The following is an 11,872-nucleotide window of genomic DNA, read 5'->3' on the forward strand; positions in this document are numbered from 1 at the left end:
TGCACCGCCCGTACCTACGGGTCCGTACAGACCCGTACGGACCCGTACGGACCCGTCTGGCCACCGTCCGTGCCGTTACTTCCCGCCCGGGGTCGCCCGCTGCTGCCCGGCGGTCGCCTTCGGCTGCGGCTCCGGGGCCTCCTCGAAGTCGACCCGCCCCATGTGGCGGGTCATCGACTTCATCAGCAGCCACACGCCGCCCGCCATCACCGCGAACACGATGAAGCCGAGCACACCGGGCGTCACCTTGTTCTCGTCCAGCTCCTGGGCGAGAGGAACGAGCTGCGTCATTGCCTGGGTCGCATACATATCAGGCATTGTCGCGGATGCCCGCGAAGAGGTCGCTCTCGGGGAGGGAGGTATCGACGAGCGACTTCGCCAGCTCGTACTCCTCGGTCGGCCACACCTCGCGCTGGACGTCCATCGGGATGCGGAACCAGCCGCCGTCCGGGTCGATCTGCGTGGCGTGCGCGATCAGCGCCTTGTCGCGGATCTCGAAGAAGTCCGCGCAGGGGACGTACGTGGTCAGCGTCCGCTCCACCCGCTCGATCTCCTTCCACCGCTCCAGCCACTCGCCGTACGGCGACTCCAGACCGCGGGCGAGCAGCGCCTCGTGCAGCGCGACCGTACGCGGCCGGTTGAAGCCCTGGTTGTAGTAGAGCTTCGACGGCTGCCAGACCGGGCCGAAGTCCTCCTCGGGGAACTTCTCCTTGTCCGCCGCGCCGTCGAACGCGATCATGGAAATGGTGTGGGTCATGATGTGGTCGGGGTGCGGATACCCGCCGTTCTCGTCGTACGTGGTGACGACCTGCGGCCGGAACGCACGGATCGACCGGACCAGCCGGCCCGCCGCGACCTCCGGGTCCTCCAGTCCGAAGCAGCCCTCGGGCAGCGGCGGCAGCGGGTCGCCCTCGGGCAGCCCCGAGTCGACGAACCCGAGCCATTCCTGCTGGACGCCCAGGATCTCCCGGGCCTCGTCCATCTCCTTCTTGCGTACCTCGTGGATGTTCGCCTCGATGTAGGCGTCACCCTGGAGCTTGGGGTTGAGGATGGAGCCGCGCTCGCCTCCCGTGCAGGTCACGACCAGCACGTCCACCCCCTCGGACACGTACTTGGCCATGGTGGCCGCGCCCTTGCTCGACTCGTCGTCGGGGTGGGCGTGAACGGCCATCAGCCGCAGCTGCTCAGTCAAGACTCGATCCTCAGTGATGTGGCGCTTTGGTCGGCTTCTATAGTGACGGATATCGGGGGACGGAAATTCCGGCTGTCCCTGTCCGAGAGGAACGATCATGGCGGCGGTACGCGAGGAGCTTCCCGCAGGACGGTACGGCCGCTCCGCGGACGAGCTCGCGGACCGGCGGCTGCGCCGCCTGGGCGCGGTCCTCGGTGGCCTGCTGGTCGTCCTGCTCGGCTGGTACGGCTACCACTACGTGATCGACCGGAGTGTCTCCGGTGAGCTCATCAAGTTCAAGCGGATTTCCGCCACCGAGGTCGAGGCGCATCTGGAGGTCCGCAAGGACCGGGACGCGAGCGGCAGCTGCACCCTGCGCTCACTCGCGGAGAGCGCCGCGGAGGTGGGCCGCAAGGACGTGCGCTTCGGGCCCGGGGAGACCCGGATCGACGAGGTGGTCACGATCCGTACGACGGAGAGTGCGACCAGTACCGAACTGGTGGGCTGCACGTCCGACTGAGCGGGTGGGGCCGGCGGCTGTGAAGTGCCCTCTGAAGTGACCCGCCGTGTGGCGCGGTGGGTTCCGCGCTGACCTGCGCCGATGTATTTCTGACGGCAATTGTCCTCCCCCTTGCGTCCCGAAATTGTTAGGCTCGTGGTTTCGCCCACCCGAGACGGCACATGCTTCTGGGTAGGGCGTTGCTTTGTATCCCCAGCACCTACGAGGAGCACCAGTGACCCAGACCAGCGAGAACGTCACCTGGCTCACCCAGGAGGCGTACAACCAGCTCAGGGCCGAGCTGGAGTACCTGTCTGGTCCCGCGCGCACGGAGATCTCCACGAAGATCGCTGCTGCCCGCGAGGAGGGCGACCTGCGGGAGAACGGCGGGTACCACGCGGCCAAGGAGGAGCAGGGCAAGCAGGAGCTGCGCGTCCGCCAGCTCACCCAGCTCCTGGAGAACGCGAAGGTCGGCGAGGCACCCACGGCCAGTGGTGTGGTCGCTCCCGGCATGGTCGTGACGATCGCCTTCGACGGCGACCCGGACGACACCCTGGACTTCCTGCTCGCCTCGCGCGAGTACGCCAGCTCCGACATCGAGACGTACTCCCCGCAGTCCCCGCTGGGGAGCGGGGTGAACGGGAAGAAGATCGGCGAGAGCGCGGAGTACGAACTCCCGAACGGCAACAAGGCCAAGGTCAAGATCCTTGAGGCCAAGCCGTACCAGGCCTGAGCCGACGCCCGCGCCCGCGTCCCCGCCCGCGCTTGTTCTCGCGCTCGCGCTCGCGTCTTGCGCTTGCGTGAACGGGCCGGTCCGCCCCACATCCCGTCGGGCGGACCGGCCCGTTCCGTTTTCCGCCCGCCCGCCTGTCCGTACGGCGTCGGTGCCGGCGTCCGGGGTCGGGGTCGGGGTCGGCGTCAGCCGAGGATCGTGTACCCGGCCTCGCGCAGCGCCGCCGCCACCTCCGCGCAGTGCGCGGGCCCCTTCGTCTCCAGGTGCACCTCGACGTCCGCCTCCGTCAGCCCGAGGCGCGGATCCGTCCGTACATGGCTCACGTCCAGGACATTGGCGTCGGCCACCGACAGCACCCCGAGCATCGTGGCGAGCGCGCCGGGCCGGTCCGTGACCCGCAGCCGGAGGCTCAGATAGCGCCCCGCCGCCGCCATGCCGTGGCGCAGGATGCGCTGCATCAGCACCGGGTCCACATTCCCGCCCGAGAGCACCGCGACGACCGGGCCGCGGAACGCCGCCGGGTCGCCGAGCAGCGCGGCCACCGGGCTGGCACCGGCCGGTTCGACGACGAGCTTCGCCCGCTCCAGGCAGAGCAGCAGGGCGCTGGAGAGCTCGTCCTCGGAGACCGTACGCACCTCGTCCACCAGTTCCTGGACGATCCGGAAGGGGATGTCGCCCGGCCGGCCCACCTTGATCCCGTCGGCCATCGTGGGGAGCGGGTCCACCGAGACCGGCCGCCCCGCGCGCAGCGAGGGCGGGTACGCGGCCGCCCCGGCCGCCTGCACACCGATCAGCCGGACGTCGGGGCGCAGCGCCTTCACCGCGACGGCGATGCCGGCCGCGAGACCGCCGCCGCCGATCCCCACGACGATGGTCCGCACCTCGGGGCACTGCTCCAGGATCTCCAGGCCGACCGTGCCCTGTCCGGCGATGATGTCCGGGTGGTCGAAGGGGTGGATGAAGACCGCGCCGGTGTCCCGCGCGTACTCCTGCGCGGCGGCCAATGTCTCGTCGACGACCTGGCCGTGCAGCCGTACCTCCGCGCCGTAGTCGCGGGTGGCCGCCACCTTGGGCAGGGGGGCGCCGACCGGCATGAAGACCGTCGAGCGGACGCCGAGCAGTGTGGAGGCGAGGGCGACGCCCTGGGCGTGGTTCCCGGCGCTGGCGGCGACGACGCCCGCGGCGCGCTCCTCGGGGGAGAGCCCGGCGATCCGTACGTACGCGCCGCGCAGCTTGAAGGAGCCGGTGCGCTGGAGGTTCTCGCACTTGAACAGGACCGGTGCGCCGACCAGGTCGCTGAGGTACCTGCTGCCTTCCATCGCGGTGGTCCGGGCGACGCCGGAGAGCATCTTCTGGGCCCCTCGGATGTCGTCGAGCATCAGGGTGTGGTGGGAGGGGCGCGACGTGCGGAAGCTCATACGGCAAGTCTCGCAGCTCACGCCGGGCGGGGCCGGGCCCGTCCCCGGTCCGCCGGCGGCCGGCAAGCGCCCGCGCACGCCCCGCGCACTTCTCCTTCACCCGGTTTCCACAGGGCAGGTACGGTGCGGGGTCCGGCCGCGTACTCTTTCCCCACCAACCGACCCCCGCACGAAAGAGCCCCCAGCCATGCCCCCCATTCAGGACATGACTTCCGCTGCGTCGGCTTCCCGGGAGCGGCCTGTCGAGCCATCGGACGACGCCGCCCTCCTCGATGCCCTCCAGCACCAGGTGGCCGTCTTCGCCCGGCGGGCCGAACAGACCCGGCTCGGCGGTGTCGGCCAGGTCCGCAACTCGATGGACCGTGCCGCGTATCTGCTGCTCAACCGGCTCGACCAGGAAGGCCCGATGGGTGTCAAGGCGCTGGCCGCCGGGATGGGCATCGACTCCTCGACGGTGACCCGGCAGGTCGCGCCGCTGGTCGACACCGGTCTGGTCAAGCGCACCTCGCACCCGGAGGACGGCCGCGCGGTGGTGCTCCAGCTCTCGGCGCGCGGGCTGGCCAGACTCGACGAGGTGCGTTCCTCGCGGCGCGCGCTGATGGCTCAGGTCACGGCGGACTGGACGGAGGACGAGCGGAACTCCTTCACCACGCTGCTCACCCGTCTCAACGGCGCGTTCTCGGCAAGGGCGGCGGGGCAGCCGTCCGGCGAGCAGCCGGGCACGGAGTCGGAGACGAACGCGGACGCGGAGCCGGGCGCGGATGCCGAGGCGGAGGCGGTCCCAGGCCCGGAAGCGGGTACGGAGAGTGCTCCGAAGGCGGCGGACCCGGCGGAGGGCGGGCGCCCCGGCGCCTGATCGTGGCGCGCTCCGGGTCCCGGTGCCGATGCCCTCTTGACCTCGGGGCCCGGCTGGCCTGATATGAGGTCGTGCGAGAGCGGCGCGCGGCCACGGATCGCCGCCGCGCCCGGGAGTTCGAGGTCTTCGCGGCGGGCGCGGCCGGCCGGCTGCTGCACACGGCCGCGCTGCTGACCGCCGAACCGCCCACCGCGACCCCGCGCGCGCAGCGCCTGCTGGAGGCCGCGCTGGCCCGTACGTACGCGGAGTGGGACCAGCTGCGCGGCGAGGACCCGTACGACCGCACCCGCCGGGAGTTGGCGCTGCGCTTCGCCCAGGAGGCGTGGCGCGTCCGGCGGCCGGGCCGGTGGAGCGGGCGGTGGGGCGGGCGCCGGGCTGGCGGGCAGGGCGGACTGCTGGGCGGGCTCGGCGCGCAGGAGCGGCTGGTCCTCGTACTCCAGCTGTACGAGGGCCTCACCGAGGAGCAGACCGCGTCCCTGCTCGGGCTCCCCGAGGACCGGGCCCGCGCCCTCTGCGCCCGCGCGATGTCGGCGCTGCGGCGGACGGCCCCGCGCGGGGAGGCGGGGCCGTGAGCGGTACGAGCCGCAAGGAGGCGGAGATACGGCGGCTGCTCGACCTGCCGCGCCCGGCCGTCCCCGCCGGTCTCGTGGCGCGGGCGGCCCGGCGCGGCGAACGGATGCTGCGCAGGCGCCGGGCCGCGCGCCGGGTGGTGTGGGCGGTGCTGCTGGCGGCGGTGATCGTCTTCACCGTATGGGCGTGGGACGTGCACCCGTGGGCACCGCCGCCCGCGCGGACGACACCGCCGCTGGAAGGCTGGTGAGAGCCGGCCCGTGCGGGCGGAGGGGCGGCGGTTACCCGAGGGCCTGCCGGAGATCGGCCAGCAGGTCGTCGCCCGACTCGATCCCCACGGACAGCCGGACCAGGTCGGCCGGCACCTCCAGCGGCGAGCCCGCCGCCGAGGCGTGTGTCATCCGGCCCGGGTGCTCGATCAGCGACTCGACACCGCCCAGGGACTCGCCCAGCGTGAAGAGCTTCGCGCGGTCGCAGACCTCGACCGCCGCCTCCTCGCCGTCCGCGACCCGGAACGAGACCATCCCGCCGAACGCCTTCATCTGCTTGGCGGCGATCTCGTGGCCGGGGTGGTCGGGCAGCCCCGGGTAGAGGACCTGGGAGACGCGCGGGTGGCCGGCGAGCATCTCCGCGACGCGCGTGGCGTTCTCGCAGTGCCGGTCCATGCGGACGGCGAGCGTCTTGATGCCGCGCAGCACGAGCCAGGCGTCGAACGGCCCGGCGACGGCGCCCATCGCGTTCTGGTGGTACGCCAACGCGTCGCCCAGCGCCTCGTCCTCGGTGATCAGCGCGCCGCCGATGACGTCCGAGTGCCCGCCCATGTACTTGGTCGTCGAGTGGACGACGACGTCCGCGCCGAGCGCGAGGGGCTGCTGGAGGTACGGGCTGGCGAAGGTGTTGTCGACGACGAGCCGCGCCCTGGACGTGGCCGCGATGCCCGCGAGGGCCGCGATGTCGGTGATGTTGAGGAGCGGGTTGGAGGGGGTCTCGACCCAGATCACCTTGGTGCGGGGGGTCAGTGCGGCCTGTACGGCCGCCGGGTCGGAGGTGTCCGCGACCGAGAAGTCCACGCCCCAGCGGGAGACGACCTTCGCGAAGAGCCGGAAGGTGCCGCCGTAGGCGTCGTCGGGGATGACGACATGGTCGCCGGGGGCCAGCAGCGTACGGAGCAGGCAGTCCTCGGCGGCGAGCCCGGACGCGAAGGCGAGCCCGCGCAGGCCGCCCTCCAGGGCCGTGAGGTTCTCCTCCAGGGCGGTACGGGTGGGGTTGGCGCTGCGGCTGTACTCGTAACCGCCGCGCAGGCCGCCCACCCCGTCCTGCTTGTATGTGGACACCTGGTAGATCGGTGGTACGACCGCCCCGGTGAGGGGGTCGGCGGTGTTCCCCGAGTGGATGGCGAGGGTCTCGAAACGATGCTGGTCGCTGGAGTGCTCGTGGCTCATGGGCCCGAGGGTAGCGCCGTGGGACCGGCGCCCGTGGACACCCGGGGGGAGTGGGGCCCCGCGCGTGACTCACGGTTATCCACAGGTGATTCCGTACCGGACCGCGTCCGGGACAATGGACGCATGGAGATTCTCTGGGTCCTGCTCGCGATGGGCCTGCTGGCCGCGGTCATCGCCCCGTACGTCAGGCGCCGTGGCGGTGGTATCCGCCAGGTCGCCCCCGGATCGCCGGATGCCGCCGACCCGGCCGCGTACGGGTTCGCCCGGCAGGAGGAGCTGGACATCCGGATGCCCGGTCCCGACCAGGACCTGCTCGACGTGCTCGATGTCGTCCAGGGGACCCAGGACTGGCGCGCGGCGTCGCAGCTCCTCGCCGGGACGGGCAAGGAGGGCGAGGTGCGCTGGCAGCGGGTGCAGGCGTTCGCGGGGGCGGCGTCGCTGGAGCTCCAGCAGCGGCCCGGGGTCGGGGGAGCCTGGCTGCGGGCGTGGCGGTCGGAGGCGCCGAAGGACGCGGGCGGGGCGGCGGTGCACGCGGAGTTCCTGGTGCAGCAGGCGTGGCGGTCGTCGGCGGCGGGGACGGACGACTTCCGGATCATCCTGGAGGAGGCGCGTACGGTCTGCGGCCAGGCGGCGCTGCTGGCGCCGGGCGACCCGGTCCCGTACATCGTGGAGCTGGCCGTGGCGCGCGGACTCGGCTACTCCCGCGAGGAGTTCGACCTGCTCTGGGCGAAGGTGATCGACCGGGCCCCGGCGCACATGGGCGCGCATCTGGCGGCGCTGCACTACGCGTGCGAGAAGTGGCACGGCTCGCGCGACGAGGCCGACGAGTTCGCGACGGCGGCCGCGGCCCGCGCCCCGCAGGGCTCGCTGCTGGCGGCGCTGCCGCTCTTCGCGGTGTACGAGCACCTCCCCGAGGTCAACCTGGTGCGCGGCTTCTACCAGAGCGCGGTGGTGACGAAGGCGGTGGAGGGCGCGCTCTTCGCGGTCCACGCGGCCCGCGCGGACGACCCGATGCTCGCGCACGTACGGCACCTGCTGGTCTTCTTCCTCGTACGGTGCGAGCGCTGGTCGGAGGCGATGCACCAGCTCGTGCAGGTGGACGGCCACGTCGGCGCGCTCCCATGGACGCATGAGGCGGACCCGGCGGCGCAGTACACGGTCTACCGGGCGCTGGCGGTGGCGGGCTACGAGGCGAACGGCGGCAACCCGGCGACGCTCCCGCGCTGACGGATCCGGGACGTGCCTCCGCCGGAGTGGACGGGGGCGCGGTCCCCGCCGGGGCGAGTGGGGCACATCCCCGCCGCGGTGGCGTGCGCGGTCCGCCCGGAATGCGGTCCGCCCGGAATGGATCAGCCGCCCCGCACGTTGACGGAGCAGGACCCCACAGCCGAGGAGAGCCGACCATGTTCCTGTCCCGCCGCACCCCCGAGCTGCCCACCGCCGAGCAGGCCCTGCGCGGCCGGCCGGAGCCCGCGTTCGCGGTGCCGGCGCGCCACACGGTCCTCGGCAACCCCTTGGCGGGTCCGTACCCCGAGGGGCTTGAGGTCGCGGACTTCGGCCTCGGCTGCTTCTGGGGCGCCGAACGCAAGTTCTGGCAGACGGACGGCGTCTGGACGACCCTCGTCGGCTACCAGGGCGGCTTCACCCCGAACCCGACGTACGACGAGGTGTGCTCGGGCCTGACGGGGCACACCGAAGCGGTCCGTGTCGTCTTCGACCCGAAGACCGTCTCGTACGCCGAGCTGCTGAAGGTCTTCTGGGAGTCCCACAACCCGACCCAGGGCTTCCGCCAGGGCAATGACGTGGGCACGCAGTACCGCTCGGCGATCTACACCCACTCCCCCGCCCAGGCGGAGGCGGCGGAGGCCTCCCGCGCCTCGTACCAGCAGGTCCTGACAGGCAGCGGCTACAAGACGATCACCACGGAGATCCTCCCGTCCGAGGGCCGCCCCTTCTACCCGGCGGAGGCGGACCACCAGCAGTACCTGGACAAGAACCCGGCGGGCTACTGCGGCCTGGGCGGCACGGGCGTCTCCTGCCCGATCGGGGTGGCCCCGACCGGCGCATAGGCCCGTGCGGCGCCGCACGGCGTCGGGCATCGGAGCATCGGACGAACCTGCTCGCGGAACGGGCGGCGCTCCCGCCGGGGGATACCGAAGAGACGTACGGACACGACGTACAGACACATAGCTGTTCCAGATGTACCTGGTCCAGACGTACTTGGTCCCGGGTACCGCATCACGCGGTACCCGGGACTCTTGTGTTCAGAGCGCCCCGGCCCCCGGATCGCCCGCCGGGAGCGGGGAGAGGCGGACGACGTCGGCGGGCTCCAGGAGGTTGCCGTCGAGGGCTTCGTGGAGGGCCTGGACGGCCGGGGCGCGGCCGTGATCGTCGAGGTGGCCGACAGTCGTCCATTTTTCGATGAGTGTGAGGCGGTCCGGCGCCTCGTGCAGCGCGTACAGCTCACAGCCCGGTTCCGCGTGGACGCGCTCGGCCGCGGTCCGCAGTGCGCCGATCACTTCTGCACGGGCCCCGGGGCGGGGACGGAAAGTCGCGGTGACAATCACCGGGACGGCCTGGCGGTCCGGCTCTGAGCTGGTCATTCCGTCTTCTCCACTCCTCCGGGTGCATGTTTGCGCGCTGCATTCTCGCCCTGCATGCGGGCGGGGTCCACGTGACCTGAGTCACTCTTGACCACCCGGCAATGCGCTGCCATAGTTGCGGGCACTTGGGCAACTGGTCAAATGGTCAGACCATAAAAACGGATGGCAATCAGCCACACCGGCCCGGCCTCACATCACCGCCACACATCACACCGCGGCACGGCATCGGAGCGACACACCGCTGCACACCGCTCCGCAACACACCGCACTACACCACACCACCGCAACACACCGACGAGCATCGACTCGAAGGAGCCGCATGAACCTCCACAGCCTGCTGGCCAGGCGCACCGAGGACGCCGGACCGGTCCGGGTCGGCGTCCTCGGCGCCGGCAAGTTCTCCTCCATGTTCCTCACCCAGGCCGTCAACACCCCCGGCATCCATGTCGTGGGAGTCGCCGACCTCAGCACCGACCGGGCGAGGGCCGCCCTCGACCGCACGGGATGGCCCGCGGAGCGCTATGCCGCCGCGTCGTTCCAGGAGGCGCTGCGCACCGGTGGCACGCATGTCACCGACAGCGCCGACGACCTCATCGACGTACCCGGCCTGGAAGTGGTCCTGGAGATCACCGGGAACCCGATCGCCGGCGCCTACCACGCCGACCGGGCCATCGACGCGGGCCGTCACGTGGTGATGGTCAACGTCGAGGCGGACTGCATGGTCGGACCGGTCCTGGCCGAGAAGGCCCGTAAGGCCGGTGTCGTCTACACGATGGCCTACGGCGACCAGCCCGCCCTCATCAGCGAACTGGTCGACTGGTGCCGCACGGTCGGCTTCGACGTCGTCGCCGCGGGCAAGGGCACCAAGTACCTGCCGGAGTACAACCAGTCCACGCCCGACACCGTCTGGGACTACTACGGCTTCACCGAGGAACAGCTCGCCACCGGCGACTTCAACCCGAAGATGTTCAACTCCTTCCTCGACGGCACCAAGTCGGCCATCGAGATGGCGGCGGTCTCCAACGCCACCGGCCTGCTGCCGCAGGAGGAGGGCCTCTTCTTCCCGCCCGTCGACGTCGACGACCTGGCCACCGCGCTGCGCCCCAGGGAACTGGGCGGCACCCTCAGCCGCCGGGGCACCGTCGAGGTCATCTCCAGCCTCAACCGGGACGGCAGCGCGCTCGCCCGCGATCTGCGCTGGGGGGTGTACGTGACCTTCGAGGCCCGCACCGACTACGCGGCGCAGTGCTTCGCCGAGTACGGCGTGCGCACCGACCCGACCGGGCGCTACGGCTCGCTCTACCGTCCGTACCACATGATCGGCCTGGAGCTGGGTGTCAGCGTCGCCTCCGCCGTCGTACGCGGGGAGGCGACCGGTGCCGCCCAGGCGTTCTACGGCGATGTCGTCTCGGTCGCCAAGCGTGACCTGAAGGCCGGCGAGGTGCTCGACGGCGAGGGCGGCTACATGGTCTTCGGGAAGCTCGCCCCGGCCCCTGCCTCGCTCGCCTCCCGCGCCCTGCCGATGGGACTCGCCCATGGAGTTAAGCTCACGAGGGACGTTGCGGCCGGCGCTGTGCTCAGCTCCGACGACGTCGCCGTGGACGAGTCGCTGACCGCCGTGCGGCTGCGCCGGGAGCTGGAGTCCGGAGTCCTCGCCGTCTCGGGCTGACCGGTTCCTCGGTGGAGCCGCCGGATCCCCCCGGCGGGGCCGCCCGGGGGAAGCGCCGCGGCCGTCCCGTCCAGGGTGACCGGACCGCCGGCGCCCTCCCCGCCCCTGGAGGAGCTGAAGTGAGCGACGCGCGGCACGAGCCCTGGGAACCTGTCCGCAAGGTCCGCACCTACGAGCAGGTGATGGCCCAGATCGAGCAGCGGATCTCGGACGGTTATCTCAAACCCGGCGACCGGCTCCCCAGCGAGCGGGAATTCTCCCAGCTGCTGGAGGTCAGCCGGCCCTCACTGCGCGAGGCGCTGCGGGTGCTCCAGGCACTCGGCATCGTCGACGTCAGAGCCGGCGCCGGGCGGGAGGGCGGCTCGGTCTTCGTCGGGCACCCCGGCTCGGGCTTCGCGGATCTGCTCAGGCTCCAGCTCGCCCTCGGTCACTTCAGTGACACCGACGTACTCCAGACCCGGCTCGCCCTCGAAGTGTGGGTGGCCGCCGAGGCGGCCCGCCAGGCCACCGGGGAAGACATCACGAAACTGACCGGCGTACTCGACCGGATGGACGACCCGGAACTGAGCGCGCGCGCGTTCAACCACCTCGATGCCGAGTTCCACGTGACCATCGCGGAATCGGCGGGCAACTCGCTGAGCGCCCACTTCATGGGATCGCTCCGTACCGCCATCGAGCGCCGGATGGTCGACGCCTACGAACAACTGGACGACTGGCGCCTCACGGCCCGGACCGTCCGCAAGGAGCACCGCGACATCCTCGCGGCGATCGAGCGCCGGGACGCGGAAGCGGCCGTCGCCCTGGTCCGAGCGCACATCACCACGTTCTACGCAGACACATACGGACTCGGCAGAGCCGCCGGGCCCCGCACCGACACCCTCCAGCCGTAGCCACGGCGCCCCAGGAGGGCG

General features: G+C 71.7%; 13 protein-coding genes and 1 pseudogene. 9 read left to right on the plus strand and 5 right to left on the minus strand.

Features of this window, described 5'->3' with window-relative positions:
• Positions 1–75 precede the first annotated feature (75 nt).
• Together ACFXKG_RS31330 and mca are read right to left on the minus strand one after the other, a co-directional pair.
• Entirely contained in the window at positions 76–309 is a 234-nt protein-coding gene (locus tag ACFXKG_RS31330; RefSeq protein WP_384846227.1) for a hypothetical protein, read from the minus strand.
• Position 310: 1 nt separating this feature from the next.
• A complete protein-coding gene (gene mca / locus ACFXKG_RS31335; RefSeq protein WP_384846229.1) occupies positions 311–1,192 on the minus strand; it encodes a mycothiol conjugate amidase Mca in 882 nt (293 codons plus the stop codon).
• A gap of 97 nt (positions 1,193–1,289) precedes the next feature.
• Between mca and ACFXKG_RS31340 the strand changes: the two genes are divergently transcribed.
• Both ACFXKG_RS31340 and greA read left to right on the plus strand, forming a co-directional pair.
• A complete protein-coding gene (locus ACFXKG_RS31340; RefSeq protein WP_365807831.1) occupies positions 1,290–1,691 on the plus strand; it encodes a DUF4307 domain-containing protein in 402 nt (133 codons plus the stop codon).
• A 214-nt stretch (positions 1,692–1,905) separates the two neighbouring features.
• On the plus strand, positions 1,906–2,403 hold the full coding sequence (gene greA / locus ACFXKG_RS31345; protein ID WP_384846231.1) for a transcription elongation factor GreA: 498 nt from the start codon (positions 1,906–1,908) through the stop codon (positions 2,401–2,403).
• 185 nt (positions 2,404–2,588) lie between these two features.
• Here the strand turns inward: greA and ilvA are convergent, their stop codons facing one another.
• On the minus strand, positions 2,589–3,821 hold the full coding sequence (gene ilvA / locus ACFXKG_RS31350) for a threonine ammonia-lyase (protein ID WP_384846233.1): 1,233 nt from the start codon (positions 3,819–3,821) through the stop codon (positions 2,589–2,591).
• 187 nt (positions 3,822–4,008) lie between these two features.
• Between ilvA and ACFXKG_RS31355 the strand changes: the two are divergent.
• From ACFXKG_RS31355 to ACFXKG_RS31365, 3 genes and pseudogenes are all read left to right on the plus strand, one after another.
• Positions 4,009–4,524 (plus strand): annotated as a pseudogene (locus tag ACFXKG_RS31355) (MarR family winged helix-turn-helix transcriptional regulator); the annotation flags it as partial.
• Positions 4,525–4,748: 224 nt separating this feature from the next.
• Positions 4,749–5,249: a sigma factor-like helix-turn-helix DNA-binding protein gene (locus ACFXKG_RS31360; protein ID WP_384846235.1), complete on the plus strand. Its 501-nt coding sequence runs from the start codon at positions 4,749–4,751 to the stop codon at positions 5,247–5,249.
• On the plus strand, positions 5,246–5,497 hold the full coding sequence (locus ACFXKG_RS31365) for a hypothetical protein (RefSeq protein ID WP_365807823.1): 252 nt from the start codon (positions 5,246–5,248) through the stop codon (positions 5,495–5,497). Before ACFXKG_RS31360 ends, ACFXKG_RS31365 begins: the two co-directional genes overlap by 4 nt.
• A gap of 31 nt (positions 5,498–5,528) precedes the next feature.
• Here ACFXKG_RS31365 and ACFXKG_RS31370 read toward each other — a convergent pair whose 3' ends face one another.
• Positions 5,529–6,689: a cystathionine gamma-synthase gene (locus tag ACFXKG_RS31370; RefSeq protein ID WP_384846238.1), complete on the minus strand. Its 1,161-nt coding sequence runs from the start codon at positions 6,687–6,689 to the stop codon at positions 5,529–5,531.
• 123 nt (positions 6,690–6,812) lie between these two features.
• Here ACFXKG_RS31370 and ACFXKG_RS31375 point away from each other — a divergent pair, with 123 nt between their 5' ends.
• Positions 6,813–7,916: a hypothetical protein gene (locus ACFXKG_RS31375; protein WP_384846240.1), complete on the plus strand. Its 1,104-nt coding sequence runs from the start codon at positions 6,813–6,815 to the stop codon at positions 7,914–7,916.
• Positions 7,917–8,092: 176 nt separating this feature from the next.
• On the plus strand, positions 8,093–8,758 hold the full coding sequence (gene msrA / locus ACFXKG_RS31380) for a peptide-methionine (S)-S-oxide reductase MsrA (RefSeq protein WP_384846242.1): 666 nt from the start codon (positions 8,093–8,095) through the stop codon (positions 8,756–8,758).
• A gap of 195 nt (positions 8,759–8,953) precedes the next feature.
• On the opposite strand, the gene ACFXKG_RS31385 is transcribed toward msrA, so the two are convergent.
• Positions 8,954–9,292: a putative quinol monooxygenase gene (locus ACFXKG_RS31385; RefSeq protein WP_384846244.1), complete on the minus strand. Its 339-nt coding sequence runs from the start codon at positions 9,290–9,292 to the stop codon at positions 8,954–8,956.
• 319 nt (positions 9,293–9,611) lie between these two features.
• Between ACFXKG_RS31385 and ACFXKG_RS31390 the strand changes: the two genes are divergently transcribed.
• Together ACFXKG_RS31390 and ACFXKG_RS31395 are read left to right on the plus strand one after the other, a co-directional pair.
• Entirely contained in the window at positions 9,612–10,961 is a 1,350-nt protein-coding gene (locus ACFXKG_RS31390; RefSeq protein ID WP_384846246.1) for an NAD(P)H-dependent oxidoreductase, read from the plus strand.
• Between the two features lie 119 nt (positions 10,962–11,080).
• Positions 11,081–11,851, plus strand: a complete 771-nt coding sequence (locus ACFXKG_RS31395; protein WP_384846248.1) for a FadR/GntR family transcriptional regulator — start codon at positions 11,081–11,083, stop codon at positions 11,849–11,851.
• Positions 11,852–11,872: the final 21 nt, after the last annotated feature.

The organism is Streptomyces sp. NPDC059255 (genome assembly GCF_042752355.1).
Taxonomy (GTDB): Bacteria; Actinomycetota; Actinomycetes; order Streptomycetales; family Streptomycetaceae; genus Streptomyces.